Below are 16,379 nucleotides of genomic sequence, written 5' to 3' on the forward strand. Positions count from 1 at the left end.
GGTCTGTCCGGTGATGGTGGAGGTGAGGTTCCGGTGGGAGGACAGGATGCCTTTGGGGCGTCCCGTCGACCCCGAAGTGAACATCACACAGGCGGAGTCGTCCCCCGTCAGCACCGAGTCCGGGCGGTGGCCCGGCCGGGCCGCGATCGCCGTGGCCTCGGAGTCGATCCGTACGGTCGGCCGGGGCCCCGGCACCCGGTGCGCGTAGCCGTCCGTCGTCAGCAGGGCGGCGATCCCCGCGTCGGCGGCGATTGCGGTGAGCCGCAGATCGGGATAGTCGGGGTCGAGGAGGGTGTAGGCGGCGCCGGTTTTGAGTACGGCGAGGATGGCGGTGGCGAGGGGGAGTGAGCGGTCGACGAGGATGCCCGCGAGGTCGCCGCGGTCCAGTCCGGTGGTTTCGCGCAGATGGTGGGCCAGTTGGTTGGCCTCGGTGTCCAGGCGGCCGTAGGTGAGGTGGTCGTCGCCGAAGACCACGGCGACGGCGTCCGGGCGGATCCGGGCCTGTTCCTCGAACCGTTCGGTCAGCGGCCGGTCGTCCACCGGCACCCGTACCCCCGTCCACTCGTACAGCACCCGCCGCCTCTCGCCCTCGTCCATCAGCTCCAGCGCCGACAGCGGCTCGCCGGGCGCGGCGAGCGCGGTGCCCACGAAGCGGACGAAACGGTCCTGGTGTCCGGCGACGGCGGTCGTATCGCAGGACTCCGGCGCGGCGTCGAAGTCGATCCGCAGCCCGTCCTCGGGCCCCAGGTCGTAGACCGCGACCGCCAGCCCGTCCACCGGCCCGTTCCCCAGGTTGTGCTGGGTGGTCGGCACACCGAAGAACCGCATACCGGGCGCGAAGGCCATGATGTTCACCTGAAGCGAGACCGGCGGCCGTCCGGGCGCACCCTCCGGGCCCATCTCCTCGAACCGGGTCCGCTGCCGCCGCAGCCCCTGCCGGGCCTCCCGCACCACCGACCCCAGCAGCCCCGCCAGTGTGCCGTCGGCGGGCACCGGCAGCCGCAGCGGAATGATGTTCGACAGCATCGCCGGGGTGCTGCGGGCCGTCTCACCGGCCCGTGCCGTCACCGGCAGGGCCAGTGCCAGCTCGTCGGCGTCCGTCCCCGAGGCCCGGTGGACGTACGCCGCGACCAGCGCGATCACCGCCATCGTCCAGGGTGCCCGGTGCGCCCTGGCGGTCTCCCGCAACTGCTCCGCGTACGGCGCGGGAAGCGTCACCGTACGCCGTACGAACGGCAGTGAACCGGGCGGTACGGGTGCCGAGCGCCCCCCGCCGATCCGTGCGACCGGCGGCGGGTCGGCCGTCTTCGCCACCCAGTACGCCCGGTCCTCGGCCGCCTGCGGCGAATCCCGGTACGCGGCCTCGTCCGCGAGCAGCTCCGCCAGCGACCCGAACGGCGACGGCCGCCACGGCCCCCCGGCCGCCGCGTCCTCGTACAGCTCCACCAGCCGGGCGTCCAGCAGGGACAGCCCCGCGCCGTCGATGACCAGATGGTGGAAGCCGTGGAAGTAGAACCACAGTTCCTCGCCGGCCTTCACCAGGGCGTGCCGGGTCAGCCAGTCCGCCGCCAGATCGAAGGGGCGGGCGATCTCGGCCGCCATCCAGTCGCGGGCCGCGGCGGCCGGGTCCTCGGCGCCGCTGAGGTCGACCAGCGCCAGTTCCTGATCGCCCGGGTCGGTGTGCAGCGTCTGCCAGGGGCCGTCGCCGTCGGCGCCGATACCGCGGATCCGCATGGCGTCGGTCTCCACCGCGAGCTGCCGGAACGCGGCCCGGACCAGTTCCGGATCGACCCGGCCGCGCAGCTCCCGGTACTCGCCGACGTTGTAGCGGCGGCCGGACGGATCCAGCGTGTGGGCCAGCCAGATATCGCGCTGGGCCGCCGACAGCGGCAGCCTGACGGACGCCTTGGGGGACATACGGTCGCTCCTCGGGGACGGGTCGGCGCGACGGACACGGCGCGACGGGCTCGGCTCGGCGGATGCGGACCGGCTCCGCGTACGGACGGAGCGGTCCGGCGGTTCGGCGTGCGGATACGGTGCGACTGCGAGAACCCCGTCGGCTGCTCCTGCCCGCCGCCGGGAACGCGCTGGGCCCATCCAATCCGCGCCGTCCGCCCCCGGGCGGCAGTTCTCCCGGCACTCCGGGAGCAGTTCAGACGGCGGCAGTTGCCTGCGGCGCGCCCACCGGGGCCCCGCTCAGCAGGGCCCGTACCAGCGCGGGTACCCGGAAGCGGGCCGGGCCCTCCTCATGGGCCGCCCGGACCAGACCCGAAAGCAGCAGCTCCCGCAGCAGCCGGCCGCATGCAGGCAGACTGCCGCCGGTCAGCTCGGTGAGCGCGGGCAGCCCGAAGCCGTCGGCGGCGGAGTCCGGCCCCGGTGCGGCGCACAGCGCGTCGAGTACGGCCCGCGGACCGGCGGGCAGGCGGCCGATCCGGCCGTACAGGGAATCCCGGAGCCGGTCGTCCCGGCCGCCGAGATGGTCGAGGAATGCCGCCGGATCCACCGCCAGCGTGTCGCAGAGCGCCGCCAGATCGGAGACCACCAGCCAGGAGGCGGCGGCCGACAGGGCCCCCGGATGCCCGTCGAGGAGCCGGCAGATCCGCACCGCCCGCTCCCGGTCGGCGGCCGTCACCACGGGAGCCGCCAGCACCCGCCGCACCTGGTCGAGGAACATCCGTACCGCGGGCTCGTGTTCGTCCCCGGCCCCCTGCGGGCCGTCCGCCCCTTCCCGCGCACCGCCGGCGGACGGCACGGGCAGCGGGCAGAGCAGGAAGAGCCGCTCACCGGGCGCCTGCCACGGTTCGTCGGAGGTGACCAGCAGCCGCAGCCCCGGCACCTCGTGCAGCAGCCGGGTCAGCCGGTCCGCGCCCGGGGCCCGTGCCGGGGCGCCGTCCAGGACCAGCAGCACCGGCCCCTCGCCCAGCAGCGCGCTCGCCGACTCCCCGCCCGCGGCCTCCCGGTGCGGTAACCCGGACGCGTACAACCCCGCCACCAGACGCTCCGTCAGCTCCCGCCACGGCCCGCCGGCCGCCGGTACGTACTCGCGGTCCGCGCTCTCGAAGGCGTGCCACAGCACCGGTATCCCCGAACCGTGCAGGGCCGCCGCCGCGGCCAGCGCCACCCGGCTCTTGCCGACCCCGGGCAGACCCACCACATGCACCAGGCGCTCCCCACCGTCCGGCGCCAGCTCTCGCACCAGCGTGACGATCTCCGTATCTCTTCCCACCAGCGGCTTCGGGGCGTCCGGCGGGGCCGGAGGCCCCGCCGGGGCTCTGCCGGCCCGGCCCGGCCGTGCGGCCTCCTCCAGCGCGGCTCTGGCCCGGGGCCCCAGCCGCAGGGCGTCCGCCATCAGCCGCACCGTGTCGGTCCGGGGGCGGGTGGCCCGGCCGTGCTCCAGATCACGGATCGCCCGCACACTGATCGTGGACAGGTCGGCCAGCTCGCGCTGGGTCAGTCCGATACGCAGCCGATGGGCCCGGATCAGGGCTCCGACGGGTGAATCCGTGACGGTCTCTGCGAACTGTGCGGGGTTCATGGGCGCTCCCTGTACGAGGTGGGGAGGGACACGTCCCATCCTCGGCACCCCGCTATCGCGCCACCATCCCGTCGCCGTCCAGCGCGCCAGGGACCGCGGGAGAAGGACCACCGGTCCGCTATCACCGCCGGAGAAAGAGCCCCGGTCCGCTATCACCGCGGCGGGCCGCCCGGCCGGAGCCGTACCCCGGCCCGGCCGAAGGCCCGCACTCCTGGTGACGGTGGGGCGCACGGTCCGGCCGGTGCACAGGGGACCGGGACGGATCCTGCCCCGGGCGCGGGCGGCGACAGCCCCCGTCTCCCGTGATAGCCGGGCGATAGGAGTACGGCCGGTCCCGCGATTCCCCTGCTTCCTAACGTGGTGTCCACGAAGCAGGAAGCGCCCCGCCACCAGCGGGAACGCCCCGACAGAAGGGAACGGGCCATGACTCTCACCCACGCTCTGCGCACCGCGGCCGTCACCGCCGCCCTCGCCGCAGCCGCCCTCCTCGGCACCCAGGCGGCCCTGGCCGGTGAAGGGGCTCAGGCGGGCGCCGTATCCGCCTCGGTACCGGCAGCCGGACCGGTCCCGGCGCCCACGCCGACCCCCACGCCCTCCCACATCAACAACCCCTGGGACTGATGGCCGTGAACGACCCCTGGGACTGAACGCCCGCCACGGACACCACCGCAGGACCACCGCCCCGCACGCCGACGACCTCGGGAAGGGACCGCCGTGAACGACCCCTGGGACTGACGACTACCGGAGCAGCTCCGCCTCAGCCACCCGCCAGCAGCTTCTGCGCCTCCGCGAGTTCCGGCTCCATCCTGCGGTCCCTGAACGACCGCACCGCGCTCCGCAGCAACTCCCGCGAACGGTCCAGGTCACCCGGCCCGCCGTCCGAAGCGAGCAGCTTCGCCAGGTCCAGCCGTACGAGCGCCGCCCCACCGTGATCCATGATCCGCTCCCGGATGCCCAGCGCCAGGTCCAGACAGTCCCGCGCCACCGCGCGCTGACCCATCCTGGCGTGCGCCAGCCCCAGATCCCGCAGGAGATGGCCCTCCCCGATCACGTCCCCGCTGTCCCGGCACAGCTCCAGGACTTCGCTGAACGTCGCCACCGCAGGCCCCAGTTCACCCTGCTGCTGCCGGAGCTGACCGGCCCGCCGCAACGCCCGCGCCTGACCTCCCGTGTAGCCCACCAGCCGGTAGATGCCCAGCGCCTCGTCGAGCCTGCTCTGCGCGGTCGCGCTCTGCCCCCGCAGCATCCAGATCTGCGCGCTCTGCGTCAGTACGATGGCCCGCCCCACCACATCGCCCGACGCGTCGAAATCGCGCAGCGCCCGGTCGTACAGCTCCAGGGCCTCGTACTCATGTCCGAGGAATCGTTCCACCAGGGCCAGATCGCGGTGGCAGAGACCGAGCCCCTGCCGGTCCTCCATCTCGGTGAACAACCCGAGTGCCGTCGTCAGCGCGGTCCGTGACTCGTCGTACTGGCTGCGGCTGAGATAGAGCGAACCGAGCGACGCCAGTACGGCCGCACTGCCCCGCTGGTTGCCCGCCGACCGCGCGGTCCGCAGCGCCAGCTGGTGCGTACGCTCCCAGTGGTCCAGATAGCCGCGGGTCTCGAAGAGCGTGACCAGGGTCGTCGTCAGATCCCAGCACACCTCGTCGAGCTGCTCGGCCGCCGCGTGCTCCACCGCCTGCACCAGATTGGCGTGCTCGCTGTCCAGCCACTCCATCGGGTCGGCGAGCAGCTCGTCCACATGCGCGGCGGGCGGCAGCCAGCGCGGCGCCGATCCGTGCAGCACGGTGAAGTCACCGCCGTAGACCCGGCGGTGGGCCTCCTCGGCCAGCGCCATCCAGCAGCCGAGCATCCGGTCCAGCGCCGCCGACCGGGTCGCCGGATCGTCGTGCGCGGCGAGCTGCTCCCGGGCGAACACCCGGATGATCTCGTGGAAGCGGTAGCGGAATCCGCCCGTCGACTCCATCCCGACCACATCCAGCATCTGCACGTCGACGAGCGGTTCCAGCAGATCCGAAGGGTAGGGGCGGCGGTCGTCGAGCAGCGCCCCGGCGAGCCACCCGGGCAGGCTCGGCCCCTGGGCCAGGCTCAGCAGCCGCAGCAGCTGCCGGTCCCCGGACCCCAGCCCGTCGTGCGTCAGCGACAGGCTCGCCCGCATCGTCATCTCGCCGTGCGTCAGTTCGTCCAGCTTGTGCCGCTCGTTCGCGAGCCGGTGCACCATCGACGCCAGCGTCCAGTGCGGGCGGGCCGCGAGCCGGGCGGCCACGATCCGCAGCGCCAGCGGCAGCCCGCCGACGGTCCGGATCAGCGCCTGCGCCGCGACCGCCTCGTCCGCCACCCGCTCCGCGCCGATCACCCGGACCAGCAGCTCCAGCGCCTCGGCGGTCTCCAGCACATCCAGTTCCACCCGGTGCGCCCCCGGCAGCCCCGTCATCCGCACCCGGCTGGTGACCAGCACCGCACAGCTGCCGGCGCCCGGCAGCAGCGCCCTGACCTGGCCCTCGGACGCGGCATCGTCCAGCACCACCAGGATTCGCCGGGATCCGAGCAGCGTCCGGTACATCTCGGCGCGTTCGTCGGGGGATTCGGGGATGACGGGACCGGGAATGCCCAGGGCGCGCAGGAACCGGCCCAGCACCTCCCCGGCGGTCGCCGGGGCGCCGCTCGTACCGCGCAGATCGCAGTAGAGCTGTCCGTCCGCGAAATGCGTCTCGCCCACCCGGTGCGCGATATGGGTGGCCAGCGTCGACTTTCCCGTACCCGGTTTGCCGACGATCACGACGAGGCCCACGGCCCGCCGCTCCCGAGGGCCGAGCAGGGTCCGTTCGATATCCGCGATCCGGGCGCCGTGACCGGTGAAGTCCGCGGTGTCGGAGGGAAGCTGGCGCGGTACCTCGGCCGCGGGTCCCGGGGCCCCGGCGGGTTCGGCCCCGGGCGGGCGGGGCTCTGCCTCCTCCGGCCGGGGACCGCCGTCCGCCTCCGCCGGCCTCCGGGCGGCCGGGCGGTCCGCCGTCCCCGGCGGGAGCTGCGGGGATCCCGCGCCGTCCGCTGCTTCCGCCGTCCCGGGACCAGCGGCCCCCGGCTGCCGGTCCTGCCCGTCCGACCGGGGGCCGGCCAGCCGTGGCGGCGGCACCTCCCCGGCGAGGATCGCCGAGTTCAGGCTCCGCAGTTCACCGCCGGGCTCCAGACCCAGCTCCTCCACCAGCAGTTCCCGGCCGAGCCGGTAGACGTCCAGCGCCTCGGCCTGCCGCCCCGACCGGTACAGCGCCAGCATCAGCTTCCCGCGCAGCTGCTCCCGCAGCGGATGCTCGTGCACCAGCAGCTGGATCTCTCCCACCAGCTGGTGGTGCCGTCCCAGCTCCAGCTCCAGGTCGATCCGGTGCTCGGCCGCCGTCAGCCGCTCCTCGTCCAGCTGTCTGGCCTTGCTGCGCAGCTTCTCGCCGGCCATACCGCTCAGACAGCTTCCCTGCCACAGCCCGCCCGCCGCCCGCAGCAGCTCCACCGCTTCGGCCGCGCCCCCGGTCTGCTTTCCGACCAGCCGGGCATCGCCGATCCACCGGGCGAACAGCGCCGCGTCGACCGAGCCCTCCTCCGTCGACAGGACATAGCCGGGCGGGCGGGTCGTGATGGCCGCGGCCACCGACCGCCCCGCGAACAGCTTCCGCAGCCGTGACACACAGATCTGCACCTGGGTCCTGGCCGTGTCCGGCGGCTCGTCCTCCCAGATCAGATCCACCAGATAGTCGGTGCTGACGACACGGTTCGCCTCCAGCAGCAGCGCGGCGAGGATCACCTCCTGGCGACCGGGCGGAATCCGCACCTGCCCGTCCGGGCCCTGCACATGGAGCGGTCCCAGGATGCGGAAGACCACGCTGTCAGGGGTCCGGCGAGCCTCGCCGGGCGATAAGTCCACAGTCTCTCCCAGCAAGGAACACGCCCGACCAACAGATTCCGTGCCGAAAAGACGCGCAAGACGTGTGCGGACAGTTTTCCCGATCATCTCCACTGTTGTAAACGGTGTCCAGATCCCATGGTGGCGATAGGGGCGCGATAGGCGGGGGTTGTACCGCCGGGGCACGGTGGTTGCAGCTTCCGCCCGTCCGCGGGGCGGTCGTAGGAAAGGACGTGCCATGAACAGTCGCCATCCGAGGAAGCTGCTGCCGAGCCGCCTCATCACCGACTCCGGGGTCGACCATGTGCGGCTGGCCTACCACTATCTCGACAGCGGCGACGTCGACGGCTACCTCTCCCTGCTCGACGAGGACGCCCGCCCGGAGGCACCGGCGCTGGGCTGCCGCCACGACATCGACCGCATCGTGGCCTCCGGCGACTGCGTGGTCGCGATCGGCCGGGTCAGCCCCCAGCAGGTCGACTTCGTCGATGTGTTCACCCTCTCCGACGAGGGCATGCTCCGCAGCCGCCGCCGGTACGCCGCCCCCGGGGCCGCCGCACGCTGACCTGCCGCCGAGGGCCCGGGGACGGCCGCCCCTGCAAGGGTTCTCAGGAGGCGTTCAGGGCGACCGCGGGGTGCAGCCTCGACGCCCGTACCGCCGGATAGAGACCCGCCAGAACACCGATGAACAGCGTCGCCGCGAAGCCCGCCGCCACCGACCACACCGGCACCACGGCGGTCCAGTTCTGCACGGACGCGAAACCGAACGTGGCCGCCGTGCCGAGGGCCGCGCCCGCCGCACCGCCGAACGCCGACAGCAGCAGGGACTCGGTGAGGAACTGCAACCGGATCGCGTTCCTGGTGGCGCCGATCGCCCGGCGCAGCCCGATCTCCCGCCGACGCTCCAGGACCGAGACGACCATGGTGTTGGCCACACCGACCCCGCCGACCAGCAGCGCCACCGCGCCCAGACCGAGCATCAGCGTGGTCAGACCCCGGTCGGTGGCGGCCTTCGCCGCAAGGGCGTCCGAGGGTCGGGAGACCTTGACGGCCCCCGGGTCACCGGGGCTGACCGTTCGGGCCAGCACCGCCCGCACCTCGTCCACCGTCGCATCGGGGGAGCGTTCGAAGACCGTGGTGGGCCGCCCGTCGAAGCGGAAGTACTTCTCGGCAGCAGGGAAACCCACCAGCGCCACCCGGTCCAGGGTCGGCACCAGCTCCACCGGCCGGAGGATGCCGACCACGACGACGTCCACGTCGTCCATCACGATCCGCTCGCCCGGCGCGGTCACCCCGAGCCGGTCGGCGGCGACCGAACCGAGCACGGTCACGGGCAGCCGCTCGCCCGCCCGGTCCAGCCAGACCCCCTCGCCGATCCGGGCGTTGAGGGCGGTCAGCAGGTCCGTCCGGGCCGCCTGGGCGGTGACCCCGGGCGTCCGCTCCTCCGGTACGACGTCGCTGCGCCGGACCCGGACGTCGAGATCGCCCGTCGCCGTCGCATGCTGTACGGGGCCGATCCGCTCGACCATCGCCACCGCCGACTTCGGGAGCCGCGCGGGTGTGCCCCGGACGTCCTCGCCCGCTTCCACGGTCAGCAGATTGGTGCCCAGCCGGTCCAGCCGGGCCATCAGATCCGCCTTGCTGGAGTGGGAGAGCCCGACCACCGCGACCATGGTGGCGATCCCGATCGCGATCCCCAGGGCCGACAGCACCACCCGGGCGCGGCGGGCCCGCAGCCCGACGGCCCCCAGGCCGAGGACGTCACGGAGCGGCAGCCGGGAGGGCCGGAGCCGGGGCCGCCCGCGGTCCGGAACGCTCATCGCGGGACCGCCTTCCGGGTGCGGACGTGTTCCCCGGTACGGACGTTTTCCCCGGTGCGGACGTTTTCCCCGGTGCGGACGTCGGACACGACGGCACCGTCCCGGAACCGGACCCGGCGCGGCAGCGAGTCCGCGATCTCCTGGTCGTGCGTGATCACACAGATCGTGGTGCCCGCCGCGTTCAGCTCGTGCAGCAGCTCCATGACGATCTGCCCGGAGGCGGAGTCCAGGGCACCGGTGGGCTCGTCCGCGAGCAGCAGCTGCGGCCCGCCGACCAGCGCCCGGGCGATGGCGACGCGCTGCTTCTCCCCGCCGGACAGCTCCGGGGGCCGGTGCCCCAGGCGGTGGCCGAGGCCGACCCGTTCCAGGGTCTCCCGGGCCCGGTCGCGCCGCCGGGCCCGCGGGATGCCCGCGTACAGCAGGCCGTCCGCGACGTTGTCGACGGCATCGCGGCCCGCCGCCAGCTGGAAATGCTGGAACACGAAGCCGATATGGCGGGCGCGCAGAGCGGACAGCTGGGCGTCGGACAGGGCGCCCACGTCGTATCCGGCGACCCTGACCGTGCCCGCCGTGGGCGCGTCGAGGGTGCCGACGATGTTCAGCACCGTCGACTTGCCGGAGCCCGAAGGCCCGACGATCGCGACGAGTTCGCCCTCATGCACGGTGAGATCCACGCCGCGCAGGGCCTGCACCCCGCCCGCGTACTCCTTGACGACGCCCCGCAGCTCCACCACGGGTGCCGCGGCCACGGGCTGCGGGCCCGACGGAACGGCGCTCATTCCGCGGCCACCCCGACCTTCAGCCCTTCCTCGATATGCGGGCCGCCGACCTCGATCCGGCCGTCCGCCGTCATTCCGGTTTCCACCCGCACCATCCGGGTCGTCCCGCCCTCCACGAGCTGGAGGCCGTAGCCGCCGTCCGTACCGCGCAGGGCGACGATCGCCTCCACGGGAACGGTCAGGACGTTCTCCCGGCTCTCGCTGACGAACTTCACACTCGCGCTCCGTGTCGCGTCCTCGCGGGAGAGCCCGGAGGCGCCGCCGTCCAGGGTGATCTCCACCGTGGTGCCGTTCTCCGGTGTGCCGTCACCGGTCTCCTCCGGGCGGACCGTCCCCGCCACCTTGCCCCGCCGGACGGTACCGCCGGGCAGGGTGACCTCCACCCTGGTGCCCGCAGCGGCCAGCGTTGCATCGGCGGGTTCGAGCTGCGCCCGGACCACGGGCCTGGTGGAGGCCACCGTGAGAACGGGCGTATCCGGTCCCACCTGGTCGGCGAGGGCCGCGTCGGCCCGGACGACGGTCACCTCGCCGGGCTGGAAGACGAGATCCCCCTTGCCGACCCGGCCGGTCGGCGTCCGGTTGAGCGATTTCTGCCACTCCCTGACCGCCGCCGCCGTCGCCTCGTCGTACCGGGGGTCGACCGAGATCCCGCCGCCGCGGCCGAGCGCGACCAGATTCCGTTCCAGCTGGAGGACGTCGCTGCCCCGGTCGCCCGGCTTCATCTCCCGGAACGCCGGGACCGGGCCGTACAGCAGACTGACCGGTTTGTCGTCCAGCTCGTACAGGGCCTCGCCGCGGGTGACCCGGGCGCCCTCCCGAGCCGCGACCGTCACCGTGCCCGGCACCGCGGACTTCACCGGACGGCGCTGGGCGAAGTCGATCTTTCCGTCGACGGTCGTGGACAGGGTGAGATCGGCCCGGGTGATCACGGTCGTGGCCGGCGGCTTCCTCCCCCCGCCGCGGTCGGCGCCGGGATCGCCGCCGTACACCAGGAAGCCCGCTCCCAGCGCCGCGGCCGCCACTGCACCGGCGGTGAGGACTGCGGTACGACGCCTCATCTACTGCATCCCGTCCAGGCCTTCGAGCAGCTTGCCCTTGCACGCCTCACGGGCCCGCTCGTAGGCCGGCGACTCGACGTCGAGCTGCGGGTTCACCGGGTCGGGGTCACCGCCGGGCATCACCCCGCCGCCGGACATGACCGGATTGGTGAACTTGCTGACGCCGTTGTCGCGCATACAGACGGCGTGCGCCAGCATCGACTCGTAGTCCTTCTGCTTGTCGCGCTTCGGCTCCAGATTCATGGCGGCCAGCAGCTCGGGGCCGCAGACACCGTTCCGGCCGCCCTTGGTGTCCGAGCCGTCCCCCTGCGGATCCCTGACCTTGTTGATCTTCGACCAGTCGAGATAGCCGCTCAGCTTCGGATCGGGGAAGTCCGGGGAACCGCCCTTGGTCCGCATACAGCGGACGTACACCATCTGAGCGTCGTAGAAGGCGCCCTTGCCCTCGGCGGCGGGCGGCGCGCTGCTCGGCTTCCCGGCGGGTGCCGCGTCCGGAGCCGGCGCTTCGGGTACGGAAGCGACCTGGTCGGAACCGTGGTCGCGGACTCCTTCGCCGCCGCCGCAGGCGGCCACGAGGGCGAGCAGGGGAGCGGCGGCGAGCGCGGCGAACCGGAGCCGGGCGGTTCCGCTTGAGGTGGTACGGATCGTCATACGGGCCACCGTCGGCCGCCCGTATGGTGGCCGGTCCATCGCCGCATGATGAACACGTAACAATGCGCGCGAACCCCTGCCGGACCCTCTCCGCCGGGCCTGAACAGGGAAAACCGTCGCGCATAATCGGCTCCATGCCCCATGTACTGCTGATCGAGGACGACGTTTCCGTACGCGACGGCATGGAGCTGGTGCTCCGCCGCCACGGCTACGACGTCTGCACGGCCGCCACCGGGGAGGCCGCCCTCGCCCTGCTGGCCGACCCGGCGGGCCCGGCCGCCGAACTCGCCGTACTGGACCTGATGCTGCCCGGAATGGACGGTTTCGAGGTGTGCCGCCGGCTGCGGGCCGGCGGCTCCACCCTGCCGGTGATCATGCTCACGGCGCGTGGCGACGACAGCGACATCGTGCACGGTCTGGAGGCGGGCGCCGACGACTACGTGGTCAAACCGGTGACCGCCGCCGTCCTGGAGGCCAGGATCCGCGCCGCGCTGCGCCGGGCCGAACCGTCCCGGTCGGCCCAGGGCGAGGACCATGCCGGTCTCACCATCGACCGGGCCGGGCTGACCATCGGCAAACGCGGGACCGCCATCGCCCTGCCGCCCACCGAACTGCGGCTCCTCCTCGAACTCTCCGCGTCCCCGGGCCGGGTCTTCAGCCGCGAACAGCTGCTGGAATCCGTCTGGGACCACGACTTCCTCGGCGACTCACGGCTGGTGGACGCCGCGGTCGGCAGACTCCGCGCCAAAATCGAGGACCTCCCCGCCCGGCCGCGCTACATCCAGACGGTACGCGGCTTCGGCTACCGCTTCGGGCCGGTGTGACCGTGCTCCGTCCCACCCTGCGGGCCCTGCGCGGCCTCGGCGGACTCCGTACTCGTCTTGTCGTGGCCTTCGTCCTGATCGCCCTGGTCAGCGGGGTCACCGCCACCGCGCTCGCGTACCGCGAATCCCGCAGCGCCGTGCTGGAGCGGAAACAGGACGCGGTCCAGACGGAGTTCAGGAACCGTGTCGAGCAGGCCGTCGCGGACTTCGACGTCCCCGCCGACGAGGTCTCCCTCAGCGCGTTCGCGGGGCGGATCGCCGACGGGCTCGGCGACGACACCCTGGTCGTGGCCCGGTACCGGACCCTGACGGCCGCGTCCGACCGGTCCGCCGACCGCACCCGGATCACCCCCGACCTGCTCAAGCGGGTGCAGAACCACAACGGCATGAGCCTCCAGCGCGTGGAGTGGCGCGGCAGCCCCTATCTTGCCGTCGGCACCCCCGTCACCCTCGACGCCACCGACCCCGGCACCCCGGAGGCGCCGTCCGGTCTCGAGGTCTTCGCCGTCACCTCCCTTCAGGCGGAGCTGGACGCCACGACGGGCGTCGCCGACGCGGTACGCGACGGGATCCTGCCCGTCGTCCTGCTCGCCGCCGTCCTCGGCCTGCTGGCCGCCGGAACCGTGCTCCGTCCGGTACGCGAACTCGGCCGGGCCACCCGGCGGCACGCGGCCGGCGACTACACCTCCCGGGTCCGGGTGCGCGGCCGGGACGAGCTGGCCGATCTGGCGAGGGACTTCAACAAGGCCGCGAGCGCCCTGGAAGCGTCCATCGACGAACTCCGGGCCCAGGACGAACGGGCGAAACGATTCGTCGCCGATGTGTCGCACGAACTGCGCACCCCGCTCGCCGCGATGACGATGGTCGCCACCGTCCTCGACGAGGACGCGTCCTCCCTGCCGCCGGACACCGCCCACGCCGCCCGTACGGTCAGTGCCGAGACCGGCAGGCTCGCCCGGCTCGTCGACGATCTGATGGAGATGTCCCGCTTCGACTCCGGCGCGGCACGGCTCAACCTCGCCGGGACCGATCTCGCGGACGCCGTCCGTGCCACGCTCTCCCTGCGGAACTGGACCGACCGGGTGGAGACCGTGCTGCCGTCCGGGATCACGGCCCGGATCGACCGGCGGCGCGTCGATGTGATCGTCGCCAATCTCGTCGGCAACGCGCTCCGGCACGGAGCCCCGCCCGTGACCGTCACCCTGAGCGCCGGTCCCGCGGGCGGCACGGTCACCGTCGAAGTCGCCGACCGCGGCCCCGGCCTGCCGGCCGAAGCCCTCGGCCACGTCTTCGACCGCTTCTACAAGGCGGACGCGGCACGCACCCGCTCCGAGGGCAGCGGACTGGGCACCGCCATCGCCCTGGAGAACGCCCGGCTGCACGGCGGCACCGTCGAAGCGGCCAACCGGCCCGGGGGCGGAGCGGTGTTCACCCTGCGGCTGCCCCGCCACCCCGCCCCCGAGGAGAACCCGTGAAACCGCCGCGCCGGACCCTGGCGCTGACGGCGGCGGCCCTGACGGCGGCCCTGCTCACGGGCTGCGGAGTCCGCCCGACCGGCGTTCTCGACGGCGGGGAGTCCGTCGGCGGGCTCACCACCGGCCACCGCCTCTACTTCGTCAACCAGAAGGGGCGGCTGGTGGCGGTCCCGCGCCCCGCGACCAGGAACGAAAGCGTCGAAGACCCCAACGGTGTCATCAAGGGCCTGCTGGTGGGACCGAACAACGTGGAAGCCGAGGCCGGGCTCACCACGCAGGTGGGGGCCGACGACTACACCCTCCGCATCGGGGCCAAGCTCAGCAACGGCCAGGTGTACGTGAACGTCCCCCAGGACGCGCTGTCACCCAACTCCTCGGTCGAAGACCGGAACCTGCTGGGACAGCTGGTGTGCAGCATCGCCCGCTCGCGCGCCGTCCTCAGCGGCGGGAAGGTGCGCACCGACGCCGTCCGGGTCACCGTGCAGACGGGCGACGGCCGGTCGAAGAAGTACGGCTGCGCGGAGCTGATGGGCTGAGGACCGGCGCCGTCCGCCCTCCTGTACGGCCCGGAGCGCGGAAACACGGGAGCCGCCGGCCCGTCCGGACCGGCGGCTCCCGCGCTCCGTCTGCCTACTGGGCGCCGAAACGCTCCCGCCAGGCCTCCAGGTCGTCATCGGTGATCTTGGCGAAGAGCACCGGGGGAACGGTGAACGCGGTCCCCGCGGGCACCGCGGACAGCGCCCGCGCCTCCTCGGCGCTCACCCACGTCGCATCGTCCCCGGCCAGCTCGAACGCCTCGCGCATGGCCCGCGCGGACGACGGGATGAAGGGCTCGGACACCACCGCGTACAGATGGATCAGGTTCATCGCGGTCCGCAGCGTCAGCGCCGCGGCCTCCGGATCGGCCTTGATCTCCAGCCAGGGGGCCTTCTCCTCCAGATAGGAGTTGCCCGCGCTCCACAGCGCCCGCAGCGCCTGCGTCGCCTTGCGGAACTGGCGCGCCTCCAGCTGCCCCTCGTACTCGGCGAGCAGCCGGGCGATCTCCGCGCCCAGCGCCTGCTCGGCCGCGCCCGCCGCCTTCCCCTCGGGGACGGCGTCGCCGAAACGCTTGCGGGAGAACGACAGCACCCGGTTGACGAAGTTGCCGAGGGTGTCCGCCAGATCCTTGTTGACCGAGGAGGCGAACAGCTCCCAGGTGAACGAGGTGTCGTCCGATTCGGGGGCGTGCGCCAGCAGGAAGTAGCGCCAGTAGTCGGCGGGCAGCAGCTCCAGCGCGGCGTCGGTGAACACACCCCGCCGCTGCGACGTGGAGAACTTGCCGCCGTAGTAGTTCAGCCAGTTGAAGGCCTTGACGTGGTCGACCCGCTTCCACGGCTCGCGGGTGCCGATCTGGCTGGCCGGGAACATCACCGTGTGGAACGGGACGTTGTCCTTGGCCATGAACTGCGTGTACTGGACGTCGGAAGCCTCGTACCACCACGACTTCCAGTCGCGGGTCTCCGGCTCCAGATCCGCCCACTCCTTCGTCGCCCCGATGTACTCGATGGGGGCGTCGAACCAGACGTAGAAGACCTTGCCCTCGGCGGCCAGCTCGGGCCAGGTGTCCGCGGGGACCGGAACACCCCAGTCCAGATCGCGGGTGATCGACCGGTCGTGCAGGCCCTCGGTCAGCCATTTGCGGGCGATGGAGGAGGCCAGATGCGGCCAGTCGCCGCTGCACTCGTCGATCCAGGCTTCGACCTCGCCGTCCAGCTTCGACTGGAGGAGGAAGAGGTGCTTGGTCTCCCGGACCTCCAGCTCGCCGCTGCCGCTGATCGCGGAGCGGGGCTCGATGAGGTCGGTCGGGTCGAGGACCCGGGTGCAGTTCTCGCACTGGTCGCCGCGGGCCTTGTCGTAACCGCAGTACGGGCAGGTGCCGACGATGTAGCGGTCCGGGAGGAACCGGTCGTCGGCGATGGAGAAGACCTGCCGGATCGCGCGCTCCTCGATGAAGCCGTTCTCGTGGAGCCTGCGGGCAAAGTGCTGGGTGATCTCGCGGTTCTGCTCGGAGGAGCTGCGGCCGAAGTAGTCGAACCGGAGCCCGAAGCCGTCGTAGATCGCCTTCTGCGCGTCGTGCTGCTGCGCACAGAACTCGGCCACCGGCAGCCCGGCATCCTTGGCGGCCAGCTCGGCCGGGGTGCCGTGCTCGTCCGTGGCGCAGATATAGAGCGCCTCGTGCCCCCGCTGCCGCAGATAACGGGCGTATACATCCGCCGGGAGCATGGACCCGACCATGTTCCCCAGGTGCTTGATCCCGTTGATATAGGGAAGCGCGCTGGTGATCAAGTGCCGAGTCATCGTTG

The 16,379-nt window shown here is 72.8% G+C and carries 13 protein-coding genes; 5 read left to right on the plus strand and 8 right to left on the minus strand.

The genetic code is table 11. The annotated features are described in order from the left end of the window. Both ACIQ9E_RS26850 and ACIQ9E_RS26855 read right to left on the minus strand, forming a co-directional pair. A partial coding sequence (locus ACIQ9E_RS26850; RefSeq protein ID WP_403711272.1) for a condensation domain-containing protein occupies positions 1-1,917 on the minus strand: 1,917 nt, incomplete at its 3' end. Between the two features lie 235 nt (positions 1,918-2,152). Then, complete coding sequence (locus ACIQ9E_RS26855; RefSeq protein WP_403711274.1) at positions 2,153-3,535, minus strand: AAA family ATPase; 1,383 nt, start codon at positions 3,533-3,535, stop codon at positions 2,153-2,155. Between the two features lie 423 nt (positions 3,536-3,958). Between ACIQ9E_RS26855 and ACIQ9E_RS26860 the strand changes: the two genes are divergently transcribed. Beyond that, positions 3,959-4,156, plus strand: coding sequence for a hypothetical protein (locus ACIQ9E_RS26860; protein ID WP_403711276.1), 198 nt, complete (start codon positions 3,959-3,961; stop codon positions 4,154-4,156). 136 nt (positions 4,157-4,292) lie between these two features. Here ACIQ9E_RS26860 and ACIQ9E_RS26865 read toward each other — a convergent pair whose 3' ends face one another. Then, positions 4,293-7,451 carry an AfsR/SARP family transcriptional regulator gene (locus tag ACIQ9E_RS26865; protein ID WP_403711278.1) on the minus strand — a complete coding sequence of 1,053 codons (3,159 nt, stop codon included), beginning with the start codon at positions 7,449-7,451 and terminating at the stop codon, positions 4,293-4,295. Positions 7,452-7,668: 217 nt separating this feature from the next. Here ACIQ9E_RS26865 and ACIQ9E_RS26870 point away from each other — a divergent pair, with 217 nt between their 5' ends. Further along, a complete protein-coding gene (locus ACIQ9E_RS26870; protein ID WP_006350642.1) occupies positions 7,669-7,995 on the plus strand; it encodes a nuclear transport factor 2 family protein in 327 nt (108 codons plus the stop codon). Between the two features lie 43 nt (positions 7,996-8,038). Here ACIQ9E_RS26870 and ACIQ9E_RS26875 read toward each other — a convergent pair whose 3' ends face one another. Genes ACIQ9E_RS26875 through ACIQ9E_RS26890 form a run of 4 tightly spaced genes read right to left on the minus strand, consistent with a single transcriptional unit; the run spans position 8,039 to position 11,738 of the window. Beyond that, positions 8,039-9,250: an ABC transporter permease gene (locus tag ACIQ9E_RS26875; RefSeq protein ID WP_403711280.1), complete on the minus strand. Its 1,212-nt coding sequence runs from the start codon at positions 9,248-9,250 to the stop codon at positions 8,039-8,041. Next, positions 9,247-10,029 carry an ABC transporter ATP-binding protein gene (locus ACIQ9E_RS26880; protein ID WP_403711282.1) on the minus strand — a complete coding sequence of 261 codons (783 nt, stop codon included), beginning with the start codon at positions 10,027-10,029 and terminating at the stop codon, positions 9,247-9,249. Before ACIQ9E_RS26880 ends, ACIQ9E_RS26875 begins: the two co-directional genes overlap by 4 nt. Then, positions 10,026-11,087: an efflux RND transporter periplasmic adaptor subunit gene (locus ACIQ9E_RS26885; RefSeq protein WP_403711284.1), complete on the minus strand. Its 1,062-nt coding sequence runs from the start codon at positions 11,085-11,087 to the stop codon at positions 10,026-10,028. Before ACIQ9E_RS26885 ends, ACIQ9E_RS26880 begins: the two co-directional genes overlap by 4 nt. Then, on the minus strand, positions 11,088-11,738 hold the full coding sequence (locus tag ACIQ9E_RS26890) for a hypothetical protein (protein WP_403711286.1): 651 nt from the start codon (positions 11,736-11,738) through the stop codon (positions 11,088-11,090). A 134-nt stretch (positions 11,739-11,872) separates the two neighbouring features. Here ACIQ9E_RS26890 and ACIQ9E_RS26895 point away from each other — a divergent pair, with 134 nt between their 5' ends. Genes ACIQ9E_RS26895 through ACIQ9E_RS26905 form a run of 3 tightly spaced genes read left to right on the plus strand, consistent with a single transcriptional unit; the run spans position 11,873 to position 14,573 of the window. After that, positions 11,873-12,562, plus strand: a complete 690-nt coding sequence (locus ACIQ9E_RS26895) for a response regulator (RefSeq protein WP_403711288.1) — start codon at positions 11,873-11,875, stop codon at positions 12,560-12,562. Beyond that, positions 12,559-14,037, plus strand: a complete 1,479-nt coding sequence (locus tag ACIQ9E_RS26900; RefSeq protein ID WP_403711290.1) for an ATP-binding protein — start codon at positions 12,559-12,561, stop codon at positions 14,035-14,037. Before ACIQ9E_RS26895 ends, ACIQ9E_RS26900 begins: the two co-directional genes overlap by 4 nt. After that, positions 14,034-14,573, plus strand: a complete 540-nt coding sequence (locus ACIQ9E_RS26905; protein WP_403711292.1) for a GerMN domain-containing protein — start codon at positions 14,034-14,036, stop codon at positions 14,571-14,573. The genes ACIQ9E_RS26900 and ACIQ9E_RS26905 overlap by 4 nt, the downstream gene beginning before the upstream one ends. Positions 14,574-14,667: 94 nt before the next feature. Here the strand turns inward: ACIQ9E_RS26905 and metG are convergent, their stop codons facing one another. Next, complete coding sequence (metG, locus tag ACIQ9E_RS26910; protein WP_403711294.1) at positions 14,668-16,374, minus strand: methionine--tRNA ligase; 1,707 nt, start codon at positions 16,372-16,374, stop codon at positions 14,668-14,670. Between the last annotated feature and the right edge of the window lie 5 nt (positions 16,375-16,379).

Origin of the sequence: Streptomyces sp. NPDC094448 (assembly GCF_044763775.1) — a bacterium.
Classification (GTDB): Bacteria; Actinomycetota; Actinomycetes; order Streptomycetales; family Streptomycetaceae; genus Streptomyces.